Raw genomic sequence first — 21295 nt, forward strand, 5'->3', positions numbered from 1 at the left:
GTCGCGGGCCTGCGCCGAGAACAGTACGTTCGGCCCGACACCGCCAGGTTCTCGAACGAAGGCGCCTTCCGTGCGAATCGGACTGACGATACTGCCGGAACACCCGAAAGCGGCCGCGCGCGACATCTGGGCACAGGTCGAGGAGGCCGGTTTCGACCACGGGTGGACGTTCGACCACATCGGCTGGGAAGGGCTGCTCGATGAGCCCTGGTACGGCGCAGTATCGACCTTGTCGCTGGCAGCGTTGTCGACCACCCGGCTCGAGATCGGCCCACTGGTGGGGAATCCGAATGTGCGCGGACCGGTGGCCTTCGCCCGCGAGCTGATCGGTCTCGACGAGCTCAGCGACGGGCGGCTCACGCTCGGCGTCGGCGCGGGAGCGGCCACCGGCTACGACGTCGATGCCGCCGATGCGCCGCCGCCGCGCAGCAGAATGCGCCGATTCCGCGAGTTCGTCGAGTTCCTCGACCGCCTGCTCACCGAGGACCGCGTCTCCTACACCGGCGAGTACTACACGGCACTGGATGCACGTCATGCGCCGGGCTGCCGACGACGACCGCGGTTGCCGTTTCTCGTCGCAGCAAACGGCGTGCGGTCGGTGACGCTCGCAGCGCGTCAGGGACAGGGCTGGGTCACGATCGGCGGCATGGCCGACACACTCGACGACTGGTGGCATCTCGTCACGGCCGCGTCCGAGCGGATGACCACCGCACTCGAACAGGCCGGGCGCGCCGACGACACCGACTTCCGGCGTGTGCTGCAGACCGATGCGGCTCCCGTGCTCAGTATCCAGTCGGCCGAGTGTTTCGCGGATTTCGTGGGCCTTGCCGTCGTTTCGTTAACGGTTTACCGTTAACGAAACGACGACCGGGTCGCCCGCCGGGTTCAAAGGAGAGCCGTTCATGAAGCCTGAGTCGACGACGCTCAGTGGGCAGACGTTGGTGCCCACAACACGGACCGGAAAGTATCGCTACGTCGTGTTGGCGATGGTCACACTCGGTATCGCGATCAACTATCTCGACCGGGCCACAATCAGCGTCGCGTTGCCGGATATGCAGGCAGACCTGGGCTTCTCCGAAGCCGTGGCAGGCATGGTGCTGGCCGCGTTCTTCTGGACATATGCGGGTGGACAGCTTCCGGCCGGATTCCTCGCAGGCAAGTTGGGCCCGCGGAAACTGGTCACGTTGTCGGCGCTGGTGTTCGGACTCGTCACGATGCTGACGGGACTCGCGTGGGGCATCGTCTCGCTGGTCGTGTTGCGACTACTACTGGGCCTCGGAGAGTCGCCCGCATATCCCGCGGCGGCCCAGGTGGTATCCGAGTGGTTTCCGCGCCGTGAGCGGAGCTTCGCCTCCGGCACGTTCAATAACGGCAACCCGATCGGCTCAACACTCTGCATTCCGCTCGTTGCTCTGCTGGTGACAAGCTTGGGCTGGCGACCTGCTTTTTTTGTGGCAGGCGGGATCGCCGTCGTCTACGCAGCAGCATGGTGGCTGTTCTACCGGTCTCCCCGTGAATCCCAACGACTCAGCCCCGGTGAGCTCGCACACATCGAGTCCGACCAAGAAACGCGTGCCAACGCAGGCGATGAACCGGTCGCCGTGCCGTGGGGATCACTGTTCCGGCATCGAACGGTGTGGGCGATGATGATCGGTTTCTTCTGCGTCAACTTCGTCGCCTACTTCTTCATCACATGGTTCCCGACCTACCTGGTCAACACCTACAACCTGACCTTGCTGAAGTTCGGGTTCATTGGGATGATCCCGGGCATCGCGTCGATGCTCGGTGGCTGGACGGGTGGACTCGTCTCGGACTGGCTGGTCCGGCGCGGAACGGATTTGACGAAGGCCCGCAAGATCTGCCTGGTCGGCGGCCTGCTCGGCACGTCCGTGATCGCACTCGCAGTTGTCTCACCCAGCGTCACCACGGCGCTGGTTGCGTTGTCGGTCTCGTATTTCTCCAGCACGTTCGCTGCCGCATCGGTGTGGTGCCTTCCGGCCGACGTCGCGCCGACAGCAGCACACGTGGGATCACTCGGTGGCATCCAGAACGCGGCGAGCAATTGCGCCGGCATCGTGTCGCCCGTGCTGATCGGTGTCATCACCGGAATGACGTCGTCGTTCGCCGTCCCGATGCTCATCGCAGGCTGCGTGGCCATCATCGGTGCACTGAACTACGCGTTCTTCCTTCCGCGATTGCGGCCTCTCGAGCCGTGATCACAAGCCCGTCACAACCTCCGAAGGGAACACCATGACCGCGCCGAACCGGCCGATCATCCTCACCGCAGCGCCCGTCGGCTTTTCCAGGGACGGCTCACTCGATCTCGGGGCCTCACGGCGCATCCTCGAATTCATCGCCTCGTCCGGCACCGACGGCGCCTTCGTACTCGGCACGACCGGCGAGTTTCCCAGCCTGACGCAGCAGGAACGACACGAGCTCACGAAACTCAGCCTCGACGTCCTGCGGGGCAAGCGTGTCGTCGTGCACGTCGGTGCTCCCAGCGCCTTCCAGGTACGGGCGTTGTTGGCAGATGCCCGTGACCTCGGTGCAACCTCGGTGGGGGTGCTCACGCCGTACTACCTACCCGCGAGTGATGACGCGGTCTTCGATTTCTACCGCTCGATTGCCGCCGAGGCGGGCGGACTCGACGTGTACGCCTATTTGTTCACAGGCCGCACCGGAAATGCCGTTTCCCCCGATCTACTGGGGAAAATCGCCACTCTCCCGCACATCGTGGGGGCCAAGATCAGCGGTGAGTCCCTCGAAAAGGTGTCGTCCTACCGCGCTGCCGTCCCGGCCGGATTTCAGCTCTTCACGGGCGGAGACCGGGACATCGCACGCGTTCGCGCCCACGGGATCGACGGCGTGGTCTCCGGTGTCGCGTCGGTACTACCGGCACCCTTCGTCGCTGTCGCAGACTCGGTCGAGCGAAGCGACGACGATGCGCTCGCACGACTGCAGCCGGCCGTCGACGACGCCGTCGACACCGTGCTCGGCGATCCCGCGCGGATCAAGGCCGGACTGGCGTTGCAGGGTGTCGACGCCGGGACGAGCCGCATGGCGCTCGACCCCGTCGACGAAGCCACACGCGCCCAACTCGAGCGCGTGGTCTCCGAACATGGCTGACCAGGCGGGCAGAGTCTGCGTCGTCGGTAGCGCCGACACGCCCTCGCCGCCCGCGGACACCGCTATCGTTGACCGTTGACGATGTGAACGATGGAGGGTGAATTGTCCGACTCGCTCGTCCGCGCCGATTCCCTGGGCGACCGGCTCGCCCGCACGCTGCGCGACCGGATCGTCCGCGGGGAGATCACCCCGGGCACGCACCTCGTCGAGGACACGGTGGCGGAGAGCTTCGACGTCAGCAGGGGCCCTGTGCGCGACGCCCTCAGGATGTTGCGACTGGAGAACCTCGTCGAGCCGCAGCGACGGGGCGTGCACGTGGTCGGGCTCAGCACGACGGACGTCCGCGAGCTGTACGCGATCCGTCAGGCCATCGAGGGCCTGGCAGTGACCACGGCGATCGGCTTGGGCGAGCACAGGTCCGGTGCGGGAATGGCGCAGGCGTTGCGGGGGATGGCCGACACCGCCACGCCTACTCATGCCGCAAAGTTCGCCGAGTACGACCTGCTGTTTCACCGCGGCATCTACGAGGCCAGCGGTAATCGCAGGTTGTTGACGATGTGGCTGCAGATCGAGCCGTTGTTCGCCAGCATGCTCGCCGTGACCAACAGCGAGGACGAGGACCTCTCGCCGGTGGTCACCGCGCACGAGAAGCTCCGCGACGCGATCGTCGCCGGTGACAACGCCGAGGCGACAGCGCTGCTGACAAGCCACCTCGAGGGTTCCGAGAAGCGCATGCTCTCGGCCCTACAACGGATCTGGGCCAACTCGGTGTCCTGACGCCGAGACCACTCATTCCACCGCTCGGCGGTGGGTACGACACACGGAGAGGAACCAGGCCGGATGGCCGAACACATCGTCAGCTTCTACCACCTCAACGACATCACCGAGGCGGAACTGCGCAAGCACCTTCCCGAACTGCCCGACCTGCGGATCACGGAGATCGGCGACACAGAGGACCCGCAGGATTACCTGAACGAACTGTCCACGGCGACGATCGTGTTGGCGCCACTGGAAAAGGAACGGCGGATCGGGACGGAACTGCTGGACGCCATGCCGCGATGCCGGCTGATTCAATCGGTCGCGGTCGGCTTCGACGGCGTCGACCACGTGGCGGCCGCCGAACGTGGCATTCCGGTCGCGAACCTGCCCGGGTTCAATGCCGACGCCGTAGCTGACTGGACGGTCGGTGCCATGCTCTACCTATTGCGGCACTATGCGGCGGGGCATCGCAAGGTCAACGACGGCGGCTGGGGACCGGAAGGGCTGCGCGGGCGTGACCTGTCGGCCATGAGGGTCGGCATTCTCGGCTTCGGCAATATCGGCCGTGCGGTGGCGCGCAGGATCGACGGGTTCGGTGCTCGCGTCGTCGTCCACGATCCCGCACCGTCCGAACCAGGACGTGAATACCTGTCGCTGCGGGAAACCGTTGCCACCTCGGACATCCTGACCCTGCATCTGCCGCTCAACCCCACGACGCGCGGGCTCCTCGACGAGGAGCTGCTTGCCACACTCCCGCGTGGCGGTTACGTCGTGAACGCCGGTCGTGGTGGCGTGATCGACGAGGCAGCACTGGCGCGAGCACTGGACAGCGGACAGGTCGCCGGTGCCGCACTCGACGTGTTCACCGAGGAGCCGTTGCCCGAGGTATCGCCGCTACGCGGCCGCTCCGACGTCCTGCTCAATCCCCACGCGGCGGGTGTGACGCGGGAGGCTTATCACAAGCTGCGCGAGCAGCTCTTCGCCACTCTCACCGACGTCGTGAACGGACAGGAACCACTCAACGTCGTAAACCGGACCGCGGCAGCCGGCTGACGGCTGCTGCGCCGGCTCGGCCGCATGCCATGACGGCGTCTGTACGTTCGGGGAACGCCATTCGCGCTCCCCGACGCAGCGCTACTCCTGGCAAGACCGCAAGACGCTACTCGCCGGCCCCGAGACCGGCCGGGCAGCTCACCCCTGCCACTTCGGGGGCGCATCCGGGACCACACTGCTCGCGCAGAAAATGCAGTTCAGCGTCGTGGGATCGGTCGCTAACGTCGGTGCATGACCGCTGACTTCGGTGCGTCGATCGCGGCGCACTACAGCCATAATCCCGAACGCGACGGCTCGAGACCTGGGCGCAGCTGGAGCGGCTGCGGACGCAGGAGTTGCTCGACCGCTTCCTGCCGTCTCCGCCCGCCGTCGTCCACGATGTGGGCGGCGCTCGGGGCGCTTACGCGCTGCCGCTCGCCCGTGCCGGATACGACGTTCACCTCGTCGATCCGTGGGAACCGCACGTCGACGCGGCAGCCGCGGCTTCGGAAACTCAAACCGCGGCGCCACTGGGCTCCGTCACTCTCGGCGACGCCCGCGGTCTCCCCTTCGACGATCACAGCGCTGACGCCGTCCTCCTGCTCGGCCCGCTGTACCACCTGGTCGAACGTGACCAGCGCGCACTCGCACTGTCTGAAGCACATCGCGTGCTGCGCCCAGGGGGTGTCCTACTCGCCGCGGGAATCTCTCGGTTCGCCTCGACCTTCGACGGCCTGCGCAGCGGAGCGATCGCCGACCCCACCTTCGCCGCCGTCGTGGAAAACGACGTGCGTACCGGTGTCCACCGCAACCCAGAGCCGCAATCTCACCCCGAGTGGTTCACCGACGCCTATTTCCACCGTCCCGACGAGCTCCACGACGAGCTCGACGTTGCAGGCTTCGGCGACATCCAGATCCTGCCGGTCGAAGGCGTCGGAGCGTTCGGGATCGCCGACGACCAACTCGACGACCCGGCACGGCGCGAAGCTGCCCTGCAGGCAATCCGTCGCGTGGAGAGCTTCCCCGAGCTGGTCGGCGCAAGCGCCCACATCATGGGCATCGGTCGTACCGCACGGCAGCAATAGCCGATCGACATCCGCGTCACCACGGCTGGCGGTGAGGACATCAGCGCCACCGGCAACCCCAGGGCCCGGTTCACGAGGCCAGAAGGAGCGGAACGAACATCGTCGCGGTGTAGTAGCACATGAACTGAACGCCGGCGTTCATGCCGAACGCCCGGGTGCACAGCCCGCCGAGCAAGCCGACCGTCAACGACGTGAACAGGCCGAGCAGGCCTCCCTCGTACCAGGACACGACGACGATGAGCCCGGCGAACGCGGCGATGAGTGCCTCGTGGCTGATCCGCGTGATCACCCAGGCGCTGGCCACTCGCGCGTACTTCATCGCGACCGGATACACGACCACGGCTGCCACGAGCACGCCGAGCAGTCCGCACAGCAGGAACTGCCACGACGAGAGCATCGAATGCAGGTTCTGTCCCGACTCCACCGAGTAGACGGGCGGTGCGTTGAACAACGCGGCCGCCGGACCTGCCGCGACCGGGCTCAACGGCAGCCCGAAGGCCACCAGCGGAATGATGGTCTCAGCCAGGTAGGTCGATTCCGTCGTCCCGTTCTTGACCGCCATGAGCGAACTCAGTCGCTGGTACGGGTGCTTCAGTCGCGACCCCACGGCTTCACCCACGATGACGGTCGTGGCCACGGGACTGAACATGAAGGTGGACGAACTGACGACCGCCGACCCCGCGGTGTAACCGATCTGCTGACGCGTCAGCACCCGAAGCGGGTTCGGGAAGAAACCCCTGCCGTCCGAGAGATCCGGGGCGAGCCGGAACTCCCGGGTGCCGCTGCGCTCCATGCCCATGCGTCCTTGCCGAGACGTCGACCTCACCAGGTCGGCGAGGAGCGGGCCGATCGCGATGCCGAGGAAGAAGGAGATGCTCAGTGAGTCGCCCAGGTGCCGTTCGGTGAATCCGTGCAGCGCGGCGATCGCGAGGGTGAAGGGGACGATGCCGACGATGCTCGCCCAGCGACCCGGCGAGAAGTAACCCACGAAGATCGCGGCGACCGCGAACAGCCACGGCGCCACCGCCTCGACCGCCTCGGACAACGGAGCCAACGCGGTCGCGATCCCCACCGCGACGGGTACTGCGATGACGGCCGACAGCAGGGCACCTGCGAGTGCTTTGCGCAACGCGATGTGCGGCGCACCGAGACGCCGCATTCCGTCCGCGTCCTCCATGAGCGGGACGGCCATCGTGTCCCCGGGGATACCCAGCAGGGTGGTCGGAATCGCATGGGTCATGTGTTTCGACACCGCCGCGGCGATGAAGAACGTGAACACGCCGACCGGTGGTACGCCCGCGAGCACGACGATCAGGGTCAGCGGGCCGAGCGTGGCGGTCTCGTCGGTACCCGAGACCAACCCGATGGCGCCGAACACGACAGCGCCGGTCAGTCCCATTCCGAGCGCCCACAGCAGATCCACGATCATCGCTGCGTCTCCCTTCGCACCGGCTCGCCCGGCCGTACTGCGGCGTCGGACGACGGGCCGTCGGGGTCGTACAGCCCGATCTCGCGCATCTCCGCGACGTACTGCTCGGGCAGGTCGGCCACGGCTTCCGGCGAGGAGAACTCAGGAGGCAGATCGGGGCGTGCCGAATCGGATCCACTGTCGACGAACACACGTTTCGGGGCGAAGAGCTTGGCGCACACCGCACCGGTCACCACGCATGCCGCCAGTCCGACCAGGAGTGCGTAACCGTCGACGACCTGCTCGTCCCCCGAACCGGACAGGACCTGCTGCGCCAGGAGAAACGCACCCAACGCCACCGGAACCGCCAGCAACAGCGATCGGCCCAGTTCTCGCGGTGCGACCGCATCGCCCCACAGCACGAGATAGGGGCGGGGCTCGACGTCACCGCTGTCCGGCGAGCACTCACCGGCCTCCGAAGCCGCTTTCCCTGGATCCGTGCCTTCGTTGCCACTCATCGCTCACTCCCGTGTCGCAGGTGGACTGTGCGGGCGCCGCCGCTCGAGACCGTTCACTGCCCGGACCTGAGTTCGGCGAGGACCTGGTCGGCGTGATCGGCACGGACGGCCCGGTCGGCGACGAGCCGGGACACGACGTGGGGAAGCTCGTCCGTCGTGGCTCCCGCGGCGACCGCCACGTTGCGCGCGTGCAACGCCATGTGCCCGCGCTGGATGCCCTCGGTGGCCAACGCGCGCAAGGCGGCGAGATTCTGTGCCAGGCCGACCGCCGTGATCACCTCGGCCAGTTGTTGCGCCGTGCCGGCGCCGAGGAGGCTGACCGCCGACCGAGCGGCGGGGTGAACCTTGGTCGCGCCACCGACCAGCCCGACCGGCATCGGCAGTTCGAGCGTGCCGACCAGATTGCCGTCGGTGTCGGTTTCGAAGCGCGAGAGCGAGGTGTAGCGACCGTCCGCGCCGACAGCGTGTGAATGCGCCCCTGCCTCGACGGCACGAGTGTCGTTGCCCGTGGCGAGTACGACGGCCGTGATCCCGTTCATGATGCCCTTGTTGTGGGTCGCGGCCCGGTACGGATCTGCCTCGGCGAGTGCGCCCGCGTGCACGATGTCGCGCACGACGTCCGCCCCTCCGAGCGTCTCGGCATCGAACACGGCGCTCGCACGGGCCAGGCGCGTGTCGGCCTTGTTGGTGAGGATCCGCAGCAGTACGCGACCACGAGCGATCTCCCCGACCCGCACGGCGACGGCTTCGGCCATCGAGTTGACGGCGTTCGCACCCATCGCATCCCGGACGTCCACCAGCAGGTGGAGCACCACGTATCGGCCGGCCCTGGACTCGACCACTCGGACGGAAAGGTCTCGGACCCCGCCGCCGAGCTCGACGAGCTGCGGGTCCTGCTCGTCGGCCGTCCGCATCAGCTCGTCCCGCGCGTCGAGCAGACGCAGCCGGGCACCTTCGGGGTCGGCGACGTCGAGGATCTGGACCTGCGCCTGAATGACCGGCCGCGAACTCGAGGTGCGGAACCCGCCGCGGACCCGCGCGATCCGGGCGGCGTTACTGGCGGCGGCCACCACCGACGGTTCCTCGGTGGCCATGGGGACCAGGACGTCGTCGCCGTTGACCGTGAAGTTGGTGGCGACACCGAGCGGCACGCCGAGTACCCCCACGACGTTCTCGATCATGTGGTCGGCCTGTTCGGCGGTGAGCCCTTCGAACGGATCGAGTGCACGGAACTCGTCCAGGGTGCGACCGGACCGTTCGGCGAGCAGAGCCCGCCGCGCGGACGGCGACTCGTCTCGAAAACCGGGCAACCTGCTGTTCACGGACACTCGGACCTCCCACGCCGCAGTTGCGTCGCCGCGTACTCACGACGACCGGTTCACCCCGGAGGCAGGCGGGACGGAGAGGTCGGCCGCGCTGCCGGTACCGGTTGATCAGGAAGGCTAAGCCGCGAGGTGCGGCATCCATACGGGCAGAGAACCCATATTCGCTACGGCGACGACGTGTGTTTCGCCCACCTCGCTCGGCCCACCACGACACCGGCCCGGCCACGCCTCCGACCCGTCACGACGCGCAGGACACGCCTCGCGGCCGCGTGCGTTCACCGGACGCCCACGGACCGACCAGCCGCGTCACGGGCGAGGAGCGCGTGCATCCGCGTCGCCAGCGATATCCGGAACAACGGTTCGGGTTCACGCCAGTCGTCTCCCAACAGCGCGGTGATGCGGTCGAGTCGCTGGGTGACGGTGTTGATGTGCACGTGGAGCGCGCGTGCCGTGCGGGTCGGGCTGGCATGGGAGTCGGCGAACGCCGAGAGCGTGGCGAACAGGTCGGTACCGCGCTCACTGTCCCACCGCAGGACAGGGCCGATGACCGCGTCGATGAACCGCGACAGATCCCGCGACCCCGATCCGAACACAGCCAGATACGGCTCGTACGCCTGCGCGTCCACGGCACCGTCCGGAACGTCCTGGTTCTGCAACAGATGTGCGCAACGGCGCGCCGTCTCGAACGCATCACCCAGTTCGGTCGGCGACTCCGCGACCGGGCCCGCGACGGCCAGCACCGGCGCGTCCGCCGCTCGGCGGGCCGCGGTCCATACCTCGCGTGCGACGTCGTGCGGATCCGATCCCGGCGACAGGACCGCGAGCACCCCGTCCCGCTCGCCGGCGAGAGCACCGGCACAGGCCCTCCGCACCGCCACGGCCACCGCGCGCCGGGACTCGGCTGGCACCGCCACGACGACGACCGAGCGCAGGTCGTCGAGACGGACGTCCCGTGCTCGCGCGCGCCGGGCGAGCTCGCGCCACTGCAGAGCGTCTCCGCGCAGGATGTCGGCCACGAGTTCTCCCCGGACGCGGTCCTCGACCTCGGCCACCGCGTCCTGCTGCACCGCAACGAGTGCCGCGATCTGGGCCGTGCGTTCGATGGTCCGCTGTTCGACCGCCCCGAGATCCAACTCGCCGTGCCCGACGAGCACGGCACCCAGGAAGACGTCACCGGCCACCACCGCGACGACCACCTCCGGATCCGCAGCGGCACCGTCGACGAACACGCACCGACCCGACGGCCTGCTCCCCTCGATGGCCTGCCGTACCCGGGCGGACAGGTCCTCTCCGCCCGTACGGAACGGATCGGCCTCGCAACCTGCCTGCGCCACGGGGAGGTAATCACGGTCGAGGATGGCCACCGACCTGTTGAGTGCCTCGCTCAGCGTGTCCGCCAGCCCCTCGGCGCTGCCGCCTTTCAGGACGACCGCGGTCAGGTCCTCGTGCACGGCGCTGGCCCGTTCCATCGCGGTGACGTTCTCCGCCAGCACCGCCCTGGCGCGATCCGCCTCGTCGGCCGCGAGTCTCGCCTGTTCCAGCAGGGACGTCGTCTGCAGCACGACGGCGGCGTGATTGGCGAAGGCGCTCAGCAGAGCCACCTCGTCGGGCGCGAAGTTGTGTCCACTGCGGTTCGCCGCGAACAGCACGCCGAGAACTCGGTCGCCCGCGATCATCGGCACGCCCAACAACGAGACGAGTCCCTCCGCCCGGACGGCCGCGTCGATCCCCGGCTCGTGCGGGATCTCGTCGTTCTGCAGATAGGTCGACGTCCATTGCGGACTTCGGGTGTGGACGACCCTGCTGGCCAACCCCATTCCCGGCGGAACGCGGAGACCTCGGAACAACGGGTCGATCGCGCCCGACGTCGAACGGACGAGCAACTCGTCCCTGCCCTCGTCGAACTCCGACAGATACGTGACGTCGGTGCCCAACAGGTCGTGAGCCCGCTCCACCAGACGATCCAGGAGCGCGTCGGTGTCGCGCAGCTCGGCGAGCTCGTGAGCACTCGAGAACAGGGCCGACAGCTCCTGACCCCGGCGGCGCCACCGGGCCAGCGAAGCACGTACGTCGCGGACACGACCCTCCAGTACGGCCCTCTCCTCGGCAGACAGCTCCGCACCCAGGAAAGCCGAAACATCCGGATCATCGGACTCTGCGACGACCGCGTCCAGGAGTGTCAACACCCCGGGCACCGTCAACCGCGAGTCCGACTCCGTCTCACGCGCCACCATGCGCCCGAGCATGCCCTCCGCCCGCAGGCGAGTCGAGACATCCGCCGCCTACGCGCTCACGCGATACGTCATAGGCGCGAGCGACATCGCCGGTCGCCCACATCCGTCCCCGTTTTCCCCGACGTTTCGAGCAGTCCCAACCAGCGTCGACGCCTTAGCTCTCCGCGCACGAATGACTACACCTGATCCCTCCACCAGCGGTCGCCGCCCGTCGGCGCAGGGCTCCATCCTTGGCCGAGGGGGTCACGACATGGGGAGAACACGGCAACGCCGACGGGCCAGGTTCTAAGCGACGCCGTTCCGCGCGTGGGGTCTCACGCTCACGCTCATCTCGGTGCTACTCGCAACGCAGAAGTTGTGGCCGGAGATGGTGCTCTGTCTCGGAGCGCTCGCCTTCTACCTGGCCGTTGTGCGGCTGAACCGGTGTCGTGTGGAGACTCAGGATCACCGGCCGTGCAAATGGCTCGTGCGCGGAGTACTCGGCACATGCACCTATCACGTCGGCTACAAGCGCGGGCTCCCCACGTTGGTGCGCGGCGACGGTTTCCTCGGGCTGCCGACCTTCATGTGGCCACGCGACGACTTCGCGAGAGCCAGGCCGGAACGCCAGCCCGAACGCGGTCAGAAGGCGGCAGGCAACACGGCGGCGAAGCGGCCCAGCTACGACTGGGTGATGATGGCCTTCGCGGGCCTCAGTCTCATTGTCGCGGTGATCGCCCTGATCAACGATCTCGTCAGCAGGTGACGGAACAACAACGAAGCGTCCACACACTGCGACGCCGGTGGCGGGTGCCGGTAGCAATCGACCGCATCTCGTGACCGAACCCGCGGAACAGAGGAAACGCCCTTACCCGACTACTCGCCGACGCCCAGCCCGACCGTTGACGGCGGCGGCGAGGGCATCGGCAGCGCCACCGCATGCCCAGGGTTGGTGACCGCTCGAGCGCAGCTCAGCCCACGGTGTACAGCCGGCGTACGGCCGAGTCGATGGCCGCAGCCGCCTCACCGGCGGTAGGGGCACGAGACGGAATCGCTCGTTCGTTCTCCGCGATCAGGCGCCACAGGCTCGTCCACGAACCGGTCTGGGGCGCAGCAAGGAACCAGACATATCCACGCGGCCGAGGCGGAAGGCCCGCCTCGGCGAGGAAACCGTTCACGCCGTCGTCTATCAGATCCTGATCGGCCTCGGTACGCCACGCCCGCCCACTGCCGACCGCGTCGCCACGCCACACCCGAGTGCGCACGGTGTGCCACTGCGGTTCGTCCCACACCCGCACCACATGGCCGGGACCTGCACACCAACACACGGTCATGTACCAGCCGGTGTCGCCAACCCGCAGATACTCACGCCCGTCGTGCTGGAGCGTGACCGGGCCAGGACCCGCCGCCACCGCACGCGCGTCCGCCACCTCGACCAGCGCGTAATCACCCCAGCCGCCGGTCACGACGACGCGACTACTCGCCGACGCCGAGCCCGATCGGGCAGGACACCCCGGTCTCGCCCAGTCCGCAGTAGCCGTTCGGCACCTTGTAGAGGTACTGCTGGTGGTAGTCGTAGGCACATTCACCTGCCTCACAGCCGGTGCCAGATGGTAGGTCATCGAAGCTCGACCCGCTGGCGGCCAGGCAGACTGTGGAAATGGGCTCTGACCCCGACCGCAGCCGGAACCGGCCGGCGCGCTGGCTGCGACAACGCCGAGATCACCGTGCGCTTCGGCCGCTGTGGAACTTCCTGCTACCCGTCATCGCAGCGCGCCACACCGTCACCGTGATGCGCGCCGAGGCAAACGATCGCTTCGAACGACGACTGATGGAGATCCGCGACGCACTCCGTGTCCTCGACGGATACCGACTGGAACCACCAGCCGCAGTGACCCACGCAGGCGATGACGCAGCCCGCGAAGCCGCGATCCTCGCGATCAGCCTGCAGCTCTGGTACGACCACACCCCCTCCGCTCCGCCCCGACACACGGTGGCACCTCAGCGCACCTCGACGACCTCGACTGACTCCGAGACCTGGCCGCCGAAGTCGCATTCCTGCCACCCGAGATGGGCCAACCACGCCAGTAATCAGCCGACTCCACTCCAACCAGCCACCATGCAGTGAGCACAGCATGGCCGTCAGGGGGCAACCACAATGACCGACAAGAGCGCCCAAACGAACCCGTCGCCGGACTCCGGCGACAGTCAGGACAAAGGCGCCCACCATCTCGGGTCATGCCTACTGTTCGGCGTGCTGGTCGTGGTCGGCCTCGTCGTGTCGTACGCACTCAGCTTCGCCTTCACCATGTCCAGCGACGCCTGTACAGGAGGAACCACCGGCTGGATCTGCGAAGCACCCGGCCAGCAACTCGCGTTCTGGCTGCCCTGGATCGCCCTGGTCCTCGCCATCGCCTGCGCACTCACCGGCTTCGCCTTCAGCAGCCGCTCCGACTACGCGCCCATGGCCGGCATCGGCGTCGGCATTCTCGTCTACATCATCGTCAACGCACTCGTATACGGAGCGATCAACGCCGTCATCAGCGGATAAACCTGCCTACTTCTCCACACCCAACCCCACCGGACACGACACCCCGGTGCCACCCAGCCCGCAGTAGCCATTGGGGTTTTTATTGTCCGAAAGATACTGCTGGTGGTAGTCCTCGGCGTAGTAGAACGTGCCGAGCGGGGCGAGTTCCGTCGTGATCTCGCCGTGGCCGGCCGCGCGCAACGCCTGCTGGAACGACTCCCGCGACGCCTCCGCCTCGGCCTTCTGCTGCTCACCGTCGTAGTAGATCGCCGAACGGTACTGCGTGCCGACGTCGTTGCCCTGGCGCATGCCCTGCGTCGGGTCGTGACCTTCCCAGAAGACCTTGAGCAGCTGCTCGTAGCTGACCCGCGCCGGGTCGTAGACCACGAGCACCGCCTCGGTGTGGCCGGTCAGTCCCGTGCACACCTCTTCGTACGTCGGGTTGGGCGTGTGCCCGCCCGCGTATCCGACGGCGGTCGAATACACGCCGTCGGTCATCCAGAACAGTCGCTCGGCACCCCAGAAACAGCCCAGCCCGAACACCGCCGTTCGCATGCCCTCGGGAAACGGCGGTTTGATACGGCGGTCCGGGTGGACGGCGTGCAGTTCAGGCGTCACGAGTGGGTCGGGGCGGCCCGGCAGGGCCTCCTCGGCGGACACGAAGCGCGTCTTGTCTCGACCGAAAAGCGACATACGTCAATGGTAGGCGACACAATGTCCTTCGAACTGGTGAGAGCGCGACCCGGCGGCCCAGTACTGTGCATGCGTAACCGTGACCTCCGCGTGTCACGGCCGTACGAGCTTCGCAGGGAGTCCGCACATGTCATGGCAGGAAGAGTTGAGACGTCTCGACGCCCAGCTCGCGGCCGGTGTCATCACCCGGGACCAGCACACCCGCCGACGTGACGAGATCCTCGCCGAAGCCTCCGGTGACGGCTCCGGTGAGGAGGCCACCTCCACGGACACCGGTTCGAGGGACTACTCCACCACCAAGGACAGCAGCAAGGACAGCAGCAAGGACGCTGGCTCCGGGGACAAAAGACCGACGGGCGAAGTCTCCGCCGACAACGGCCCCAGGTGGGAGGCCGCGAACCCGGCCGCCGCCGCCCAACTGTCCGAGGGCAACGACTCGTCGGCTCCGCAGTCGCAGTCGCAGTCGCCGTCCCCGTCCGTGTCGCCTTCCGGACACCAGTCCCCATCCGCGCCGCAGTCCACCCCGCCGCAGCCTGCCCCGCCGTCCACCAAACCGGCCGCGACACCGCTCAGCTACGCCCCGTCGACCGCGCCTCGCCAGCCTGCGCCGCTTTTCGTCCCCCAGACGCCCGCGTCGGCGGGTCGTCCCGGCGCCGCGCAGACCCCGACGTTCGCCCCCTCCGCCCCGCAGCAGGGCTTCGAGCAGCCGAACGACCAGCAGAGCGCGGACTACCCCGATTTCTCGCCTCCTCCGAAACGCGGCCGCAAGGGAACCTGGCTGGCCGTGGCTCTCGCCGTACTCGTCGCGCTCGGCGCCGTCATCGGGGGTGCGTGGTGGCTCGGCCAGGGTGGTGACTCGTCGGCCGATCCGGCACCGTCCGAAACAGTGACCAATGGCCCCGAAGGCGGCTTGGGCGGCACCGACACCGACGACTCGACCCTCGAGGAACGCCTACCTGCCCTGCCCGGCACGCCGAGCCCGGACGACTCGACGATGTCCGTAAGCCGCGGACTCGACCTCGGTTTCATCACGTCGAACGACGCCGACTCCATGCGCCGGTTCGGCGTCTCCGACCTCATCTACCGCGCATCCGCGGACGGCACCGACGGCTACAGCCTGGTCGTCGCCCGCACCACCAGCCCCCAGAAGGCGGGAGCCCTCGGCGAGGCACTCAACACGTCGCTGGTCAAGGAGGGGTTCTCCAATGACCGGCTGCTCGACGACCCCCGGTTCATCGCCTTCACCGGCGAACAAGAAGCAGGCCGCGTGAGCATCGTCTGGTACTCGTCCGGAAATGCGACCGTCGGCATCGGCGTGTCCCAGCCGAAGAACGGCAACGAATCGGAGCTGTCGGAACGCCTCGAGAAGACCCTGCTCTCGCTCGACGACGTGCTGCCCGCCAACTAGATGACCGGCGAGAATCGGCGAGGTCACAAAATGACCCACACCACCTCACAGCCTGCACACCGTGCAGAATGAGCAGGGTTCGAACACACGCAGGAGCGGCCGCCGGCACTCGGCGGCGCTGATCGAGCAGGGGGTCGCACGGTGTCCTGGCAGGAAGAGTTGCGCAAGCTGGACGAGGAGCTTGCTGCGGGCAGACTCTCCGCGGACGACTACCGCGTCCGCCGCGACCAGGTGCTGTCGTCGGCCGTCACACACGGCGACGACGCCGGCTCCCAGCAACAGCCCCAGCAGGCCCAGCAACAGCCCCAGCAGGGCGCCGCGCAGCAGCCCGGCCAGCAGCCCCAGCAGCAACCGCCCGCACCGCAGCAGCCGAACCAGGGCGGCGACGCCAACTCCACGCAGGTCATCGCCCCGGTGACCCCGCCGCCCGGCCAGCCGGCGCAGCAGCCGCAGGGTGGTCAGGCAAACGACCCCGAACGCACGCAGGCCGTGCAGCCCGCCGACGCGGAAGCCACGCAGGCGGTGCAGCCGGTCGCGCCGCAGCCGCCGTACCAGCAGCCACATGCCTCCCCCGCGGGCGGATTCCAGCAGCCCCACGCCTCCCCCGCAGCCGGCTTCGCCCAGCCTCAGCAGCCGTGGAACGCCCCCGAAGCCGACCAGAGCCCGCCGTGGGGCGGCGAGTTCCCGCCCGTCTCGCCGGGCAACGCGGCCGAATGGGGCCAGGGCCCCGACGACGCCTTCGACAGCGAATCCAAGGGCGGCAAGGGCAAGATCATCGCGATCGTGGCCGCGGTCGTCCTGTTGGCCGGGATCGCGACCGGCGCGTTCTTCCTGTTCGGGTCCGACGACCAGCCGCAGGCCGACGACAAGGGCAACACCCAGCAGCAGGGCGGCGGCAACGGTGGTGACGGCGGGCAGAGCGCCGAGCCGGCACCCGAGGAGGACATGCCGCTCGAAGGCCAGGAAGGTACGCAGGAAAGCGGCACCGAGCTGGACTCCTGGGACAAGATCCCCGACATCAACCTGCTCAACGACGACGAGCTGAAGGCCTACCAGGGCGCCGCGCCCGGCGAGGCCAAGTACGGCGTGTACGGCCACGGCGACGACAACACCACGCTCGTCCTGATGATCAAGGTGGCCGACCAGAAGGCCGCCTCCCGCGCGGTCGGCGAGCTGCGCGACATCCAGCTCAAGAACGGCCAGAAGTCGACGTCCGTCAACGGCGTGCCGAGTTCGGTGCAGGTGACCGAGGTCGAGAAGAAGAAGGACCAGCCTGCGACCATGCGGGCGCATTACCTGTCCGGCGACGTGCTCGTCCGGGTCGAGGGCGTGTCCCAGGAGGGCAAGCTGGACGACGTCCGCGACAAGTTCGAGGGCGCGCTGAAGACCCAGCTCGAGAACCTGCCTGCCGATGAGTGAGCCGACGCAGGCCAGCGGTGACCTGACCGTGGTCACCGCGTGCACGATCGTCGCCCGCAACTATCTGCCCGCGGCACGTGTGCTCGCCGCGTCGTACCTCAAACACCACCCGGGGCACCAGTTCGTCGTCGGCGTCATCGACAGCGACCGCGTCTCCGACGGAGGTGCCGAGGCCGAGACCGTCGTCGACGGGATGCGCATCGTCGGCCCTTCGGCGTTCGGCATCGACCCGGAGACGTACCTGCGGATGGCCACGGCCTACTCGGTCACCGAACTGGCCACGGCGGTCAAGCCGTACCTGCTGCGCAGCCTGCGCTCGAGCTCGTCGGTCGTCATCTACCTCGACCCGGACATCCAGGTGTTCGCGCCGATGCCCGAGGTCGCCGAGTTGGCCCTCGAACACAGCATCGTGCTCACCCCGCACTTCACGGCTCCGCTGCCGCGCGACGGCAAGGAGCCCGACGACGCGGTGATCATGGGCACCGGCATCTTCAACCTCGGTTTCGTGGGCGTCGGTCCCGGCTCCGAGGAGTTCCTCGAGTTCTGGGCAGGCCGGCTCAGGCAGGACGCGATCGTCGCGCCCGAGGAGCAGCTGTTCACCGACCAGCGCTGGGTCGACCAGGTGCCCGCGCTGTTCCGGCACGTCGTACTGACCGACCCCGGGTTCAACGTCGCGTACTGGAACCTGCACGAACGCCCCGTCGACAGGGACGAGACCGGCGCGATCACCGCGGGTGGCCGTCCCGTGCGGTTCTTCCACTTCTCCGGCTACCGGCCCGAGAAGCCGTGGCTGCTGACGTTCCACTGCGCCCGTAATCCGCGCGTACTGCTGTCGGACAACCCCGAACTCCGCGAACTGTGCGACGCCTACGGCGCGGCACTCAAGGCGTCCGGCTACGCCGAGACGCTCGACGCGGTCCCGTACGGATTCGCGACCTTCGGGGACGGCACCCCGCTGCCTTCCGGTTGCCGGCGCCTGTTCCGCGACGGCTGGATCGCGGCCGAAAATCCGGACAGCTCCGGACGCACCGAACCGATGCCCCCGCACGCCTACGGCGAGGACGGCGGCGAGGCGCTGCGGGCATGGTTGTCGGCTCCTGCCGACCACGCGCAGGCGGCAGCCGGGCTGAACCGCCTGGCGATGTCGGTGTGGCGGACGCGGACGGACCTGCAGTTGGCGTTTCCGCACCCGACCGGCTCCGACGCGGACGGTTTCCGCGAGTGGTGCCGCACGTCCGGGGTGTCGGAGAAGGTCCTGCCCGAGTGGGCGCTGCCCGAGCAGCGGCCGCAACCGAGCGAGCCGTCCGAGGACTTCGGCGTCAACTTGCTCGGCTATCTCACGGCCGAACTGGGGCTCGGCGAGATGGGCCGCGTGATCCACGACGCGATGGTCGCCGCCGACATCGAGGTGGCGTCCGTGGTCGAGGAAAGGGCGGTGTCGAACCGCACGGGCGTCGAACGTCCCGAGACCGCCGGCGACCCGCGTTTCCCGGTGAGCGTCATCGCGGTCAACGCCGACCAGACCCGCCTGGCCGTGTCGACGCACCCGGACGTGATGCACGACCGGTACCGCATCGGCCTGTGGGCGTGGGAGCTCGAGGACTTCCCCGAGTGGCAGCACGAGGCGTTCGGGATGGTCGACGAGGTGTGGACCGTCAGCGACTTCTGCCGCGACGCGTTCGCCGCCCACTCGCCCGTGCCGGTGAAGACGATTCCCGTCCCGGTTCGCGACCCCGGCTACACCGCGCGCACCCGCAAGGCCGGCGATCCGACCCGCTTCCTGTTCGCGTTCGACTTCAACAGCGTCGGACAGCGCAAGAATCCGTGGGGCGCGGTCGAGGCGTTCCGGCTGGCGTTCGACGGCCGGACCGACGTGCGGCTCGTACTGAAAACCATCAACGGCCACCTGCATCCGCAGGCCGCCGAACGGCTGCGCACGATGGTCGCCGACGACGCGCGTATCGAACTGATCGAGGGCTATCTCAGCGCCGCCGAGCTGGCCGAGCTGTATGCGACGGCGGACTGCTACGTGTCCCTGCATCGCAGCGAGGGATTCGGCCTGACCGTCGCCGAGGCGATGGCGCGCGGCATGCCGGTGATCAGCACGGCCTACTCGAGCACCACCGAGTTCCTCGACGCGAACACGGGGTGGCCGATCCCCTACCGGCTCGTCCCCGTCGGTGAGGGTTGCGAGCCCTACCACCCGGACGCGCTGTGGGCCGAACCCGACGTCGACGCCGCGGCCGACGCGATGCGCCAGATCGCCGACGTCCCCGCCGAGGCGGCGCGTCGCGGACGTGCCGCACGGGAACACATCCTGCGGACCCGGTCGATGGACGCGGCATCGACGTGGCTGCGCACCGAACTGGAACGCGCGCACCGCACGTGGCTCGAACGCCGCCGCGCAGCTCAGGACGCCGGTCCGCCGCCGGAACACCCGCTGACCCCGATGCGCACCGCACGTGAAGCGCTGCGCTGGCGGCCCGAGCCGGGTGCGGCTTCGCGTACGCCGATCGCGCCCGCGCTGCGCAAGGCGGTCCTGCGGCTGCTCGACCACTACGACGTGCACCAGCGCAAGGTGCTCGGAGCCCTGCACGAGGGTTCCGAGACGACCATGCAGCGACTACTCGAGCGGATCGAGTCGCTGGAACGGGCCGTCGAGGAGAACGCGCGCGCAGCCGCCCAGGCCGAACAGGTCGCACGCAGGCAGGACACCCGTGCCGAGGCGTTGCGCAAGTCCGTCGACGAGCTCCGCCGCGCGGGCGGGGTGAGCGCCGAGGAGTTCCGGAGCAACAAGGCCGACGTCCGGAAGATCGCCGACCGGGTGGCCAAGCTGTCGAGCGACGTCGAGCGCGGTCAGGAAACGGTCCACGACCTCATCCAGGCCCGCGACCAGCGGTTCGACAACGACGAGCACGCCATCCAGCGGCTCGGCCGTGACCTCGAAGCGGTCCTCGAAGCGGCGCGGCTCGTCCACGCCCCCATCCCGGAGTCCGGCGACGTCGTCGTCTGCGACGCGGGCGTGCTGCTGCTGCCGTCCGACGACGTGATGCTGCCGTGGATCCGCCACCACCGATCGTGGGAACGGGACGAGGCACAGCTGATGACCCAGCTCGCGGCCCGCCGCCCCGGTGCGTTCCTCGACGTCGGCGCCCACGTCGGCTACCACACGCTGAGCCTGTTGCGCTCCTCGTCGACGGTCACCAACGTCGTCGCCGTCGAGGCCGATCCGACGAACGCCGAGTTCCTGCGCCGAAACTTGGCCGTGAACCTGCCGAAGGACCGGTCGGGGCTGGTCAGCGTGCTGGAAGCCGCAGCATGGGACACCGACGGCAACCTGGTGCTCGCCCATCCGGACGAACGCAACAGCGGGGACCATCGGGTCCGCGAACCGGACGGCATGGCCGGGCTGATGGTGCCGGCCGTGCGCCTGGACGGAAACACGGACGTGCTGCGCCAGCCCGTGAGCCTGGTCAAGACCGATCTGCAGGGCAGGGACCACCGGGCTCTGGCCGGGTTGCAGGAAACCCTCGAACGGGACCGGCCGGACGTGCTGTGCGAGTTCTCCCCCGAGGCCATCGAGGAGTTCGGCGACGATCCGCACGCCGTGCTGACCGCCTACCGCAAGTGGGGCTACCAGCCCGTCGAACTGGCTCCGGACGGCACACTCGCCGAGGACGAGCCCGACGAGTCGCTGATCCACCACGCGCGCACCGACCAGCGCGGCTTCACCACGCTCTGGCTCCGCCCTCAGTGACCGTGCCGACCCGCCGCAGCTG

General features: G+C 68.4%; 18 protein-coding genes and 1 pseudogene. 12 read left to right on the forward strand and 7 right to left on the reverse strand.

All coding sequences use genetic code 11. The features are described 5' to 3' along the window. Positions 1–70 precede the first annotated feature (70 nt). The 6 genes from IF64_RS0101220 to IF64_RS25080 all read left to right on the forward strand — a co-directional run bounded on the left by IF64_RS0101220 (position 71) and on the right by IF64_RS25080 (position 6002). A complete protein-coding gene (locus IF64_RS0101220; protein ID WP_051757362.1) occupies positions 71–856 on the forward strand; it encodes an LLM class flavin-dependent oxidoreductase in 786 nt (261 codons plus the stop codon). Positions 857–902: 46 nt separating this feature from the next. After that, positions 903–2216, forward strand: coding sequence for an MFS transporter (locus tag IF64_RS0101225; RefSeq protein WP_030530094.1), 1314 nt, complete (start codon positions 903–905; stop codon positions 2214–2216). A gap of 34 nt (positions 2217–2250) precedes the next feature. Next, on the forward strand, positions 2251–3126 hold the full coding sequence (locus IF64_RS0101230; protein WP_036875507.1) for a dihydrodipicolinate synthase family protein: 876 nt from the start codon (positions 2251–2253) through the stop codon (positions 3124–3126). 90 nt (positions 3127–3216) lie between these two features. Then, a complete protein-coding gene (locus IF64_RS0101235) occupies positions 3217–3903 on the forward strand; it encodes a GntR family transcriptional regulator (protein ID WP_030530096.1) in 687 nt (228 codons plus the stop codon). A 63-nt stretch (positions 3904–3966) separates the two neighbouring features. Further along, positions 3967–4938, forward strand: a complete 972-nt coding sequence (locus IF64_RS0101240) for a 2-hydroxyacid dehydrogenase (RefSeq protein ID WP_036875510.1) — start codon at positions 3967–3969, stop codon at positions 4936–4938. Positions 4939–5273: 335 nt separating this feature from the next. Then, on the forward strand, positions 5274–6002 hold the full coding sequence (locus tag IF64_RS25080; protein ID WP_051757363.1) for a class I SAM-dependent methyltransferase: 729 nt from the start codon (positions 5274–5276) through the stop codon (positions 6000–6002). A gap of 70 nt (positions 6003–6072) precedes the next feature. Here IF64_RS25080 and IF64_RS0101250 read toward each other — a convergent pair whose 3' ends face one another. The 4 genes from IF64_RS0101250 to IF64_RS0101265 form a co-directional block, all read right to left on the reverse strand. Then, positions 6073–7431 (reverse strand): tripartite tricarboxylate transporter permease, encoded by a 1359-nt coding sequence (locus tag IF64_RS0101250; RefSeq protein WP_030530098.1) that lies wholly within the window; start codon positions 7429–7431, stop codon positions 6073–6075. Next, the gene (locus IF64_RS0101255; protein ID WP_051757364.1) at positions 7428–7928 is read right to left on the reverse strand and encodes a hypothetical protein; all 501 of its coding nucleotides are present in this window, start codon (positions 7926–7928) and stop codon (positions 7428–7430) included. The genes IF64_RS0101250 and IF64_RS0101255 overlap by 4 nt, the downstream gene beginning before the upstream one ends. A 53-nt stretch (positions 7929–7981) precedes the next feature. Beyond that, entirely contained in the window at positions 7982–9256 is a 1275-nt protein-coding gene (locus IF64_RS0101260) for a hydroxymethylglutaryl-CoA reductase, degradative (RefSeq protein ID WP_030530100.1), read from the reverse strand. A gap of 272 nt (positions 9257–9528) precedes the next feature. Next, entirely contained in the window at positions 9529–11487 is a 1959-nt protein-coding gene (locus IF64_RS0101265) for a helix-turn-helix domain-containing protein (protein WP_030530101.1), read from the reverse strand. Positions 11488–11821: 334 nt separating this feature from the next. Between IF64_RS0101265 and IF64_RS0101270 the strand changes: the two genes are divergently transcribed. Then, the gene (locus IF64_RS0101270) at positions 11822–12232 is read left to right on the forward strand and encodes a hypothetical protein (RefSeq protein ID WP_145600556.1); all 411 of its coding nucleotides are present in this window, start codon (positions 11822–11824) and stop codon (positions 12230–12232) included. 205 nt (positions 12233–12437) lie between these two features. Here IF64_RS0101270 and IF64_RS0101275 read toward each other — a convergent pair whose 3' ends face one another. Together IF64_RS0101275 and IF64_RS27830 are read right to left on the reverse strand one after the other, a co-directional pair. Next, entirely contained in the window at positions 12438–12932 is a 495-nt protein-coding gene (locus tag IF64_RS0101275; protein WP_030530103.1) for a DUF5956 family protein, read from the reverse strand. Between the two features lie 10 nt (positions 12933–12942). After that, a pseudogene (locus tag IF64_RS27830) lies at positions 12943–13047 on the reverse strand (peptide-methionine (S)-S-oxide reductase MsrA); the annotation flags it as partial. Positions 13048–13126: 79 nt separating this feature from the next. Between IF64_RS27830 and IF64_RS28175 the strand changes: the two are divergent. Both IF64_RS28175 and IF64_RS25085 read left to right on the forward strand, forming a co-directional pair. Continuing rightward, positions 13127–13594: a DUF6545 domain-containing protein gene (locus IF64_RS28175; RefSeq protein ID WP_425468455.1), complete on the forward strand. Its 468-nt coding sequence runs from the start codon at positions 13127–13129 to the stop codon at positions 13592–13594. A 30-nt stretch (positions 13595–13624) separates the two neighbouring features. Further along, the gene (locus IF64_RS25085; RefSeq protein WP_036875512.1) at positions 13625–14017 is read left to right on the forward strand and encodes a hypothetical protein; all 393 of its coding nucleotides are present in this window, start codon (positions 13625–13627) and stop codon (positions 14015–14017) included. Positions 14018–14023: 6 nt separating this feature from the next. On the opposite strand, the gene msrA is transcribed toward IF64_RS25085, so the two are convergent. Continuing rightward, a complete protein-coding gene (gene msrA, locus IF64_RS0101290) occupies positions 14024–14689 on the reverse strand; it encodes a peptide-methionine (S)-S-oxide reductase MsrA (protein WP_030530105.1) in 666 nt (221 codons plus the stop codon). Between the two features lie 127 nt (positions 14690–14816). Here msrA and IF64_RS0101295 point away from each other — a divergent pair, with 127 nt between their 5' ends. From IF64_RS0101295 to IF64_RS0101305, 3 genes are all read left to right on the forward strand, one after another. Beyond that, on the forward strand, positions 14817–16097 hold the full coding sequence (locus tag IF64_RS0101295) for an SHOCT domain-containing protein (protein ID WP_145600554.1): 1281 nt from the start codon (positions 14817–14819) through the stop codon (positions 16095–16097). A gap of 141 nt (positions 16098–16238) precedes the next feature. Continuing rightward, positions 16239–17516 carry a flagellar basal body-associated FliL family protein gene (locus IF64_RS0101300; RefSeq protein ID WP_036875515.1) on the forward strand — a complete coding sequence of 426 codons (1278 nt, stop codon included), beginning with the start codon at positions 16239–16241 and terminating at the stop codon, positions 17514–17516. Then, positions 17509–21273, forward strand: coding sequence for an FkbM family methyltransferase (locus IF64_RS0101305; protein WP_030530108.1), 3765 nt, complete (start codon positions 17509–17511; stop codon positions 21271–21273). The genes IF64_RS0101300 and IF64_RS0101305 overlap by 8 nt, the downstream gene beginning before the upstream one ends. Positions 21274–21295: the final 22 nt, after the last annotated feature.

The organism is Prauserella rugosa (genome assembly GCF_000719975.1).
In the GTDB taxonomy this organism is placed as follows: Bacteria; Actinomycetota; Actinomycetes; order Mycobacteriales; family Pseudonocardiaceae; genus Prauserella; species Prauserella rugosa.

Bases quoted from the DNA above. Each gene is read 5' to 3' on its own strand.
- IF64_RS0101225 (WP_030530094.1), top strand. From the start codon at position 903: ATGAAGCCTGAGTCGACGACGCTCAGTGGGCAGACGTTGGTGCCCACA.
- IF64_RS0101230 (WP_036875507.1), top strand. From the start codon at position 2,251: ATGACCGCGCCGAACCGGCCGATCATCCTCACCGCAGCGCCCGTCGGC.
- IF64_RS0101235 (WP_030530096.1), top strand. From the start codon at position 3,217: ATGGAGGGTGAATTGTCCGACTCGCTCGTCCGCGCCGATTCCCTGGGC.
- IF64_RS0101240 (WP_036875510.1), top strand. From the start codon at position 3,967: ATGGCCGAACACATCGTCAGCTTCTACCACCTCAACGACATCACCGAG.
- IF64_RS0101250 (WP_030530098.1), bottom strand. From the start codon at position 7,431: ATGATCGTGGATCTGCTGTGGGCGCTCGGAATGGGACTGACCGGCGCT.
- IF64_RS0101255 (WP_051757364.1), bottom strand. From the start codon at position 7,928: ATGAGTGGCAACGAAGGCACGGATCCAGGGAAAGCGGCTTCGGAGGCC.
- IF64_RS0101265 (WP_030530101.1), bottom strand. From the start codon at position 11,487: ATGGTGGCGCGTGAGACGGAGTCGGACTCGCGGTTGACGGTGCCCGGG.
- IF64_RS28175 (WP_425468455.1), top strand. From the start codon at position 13,127: ATGGGCTCTGACCCCGACCGCAGCCGGAACCGGCCGGCGCGCTGGCTG.
- IF64_RS25085 (WP_036875512.1), top strand. From the start codon at position 13,625: ATGACCGACAAGAGCGCCCAAACGAACCCGTCGCCGGACTCCGGCGAC.
- msrA (WP_030530105.1), bottom strand. From the start codon at position 14,689: ATGTCGCTTTTCGGTCGAGACAAGACGCGCTTCGTGTCCGCCGAGGAG.
- IF64_RS0101295 (WP_145600554.1), top strand. From the start codon at position 14,817: ATGTCATGGCAGGAAGAGTTGAGACGTCTCGACGCCCAGCTCGCGGCC.
- IF64_RS0101305 (WP_030530108.1), top strand. From the start codon at position 17,509: ATGAGTGAGCCGACGCAGGCCAGCGGTGACCTGACCGTGGTCACCGCG.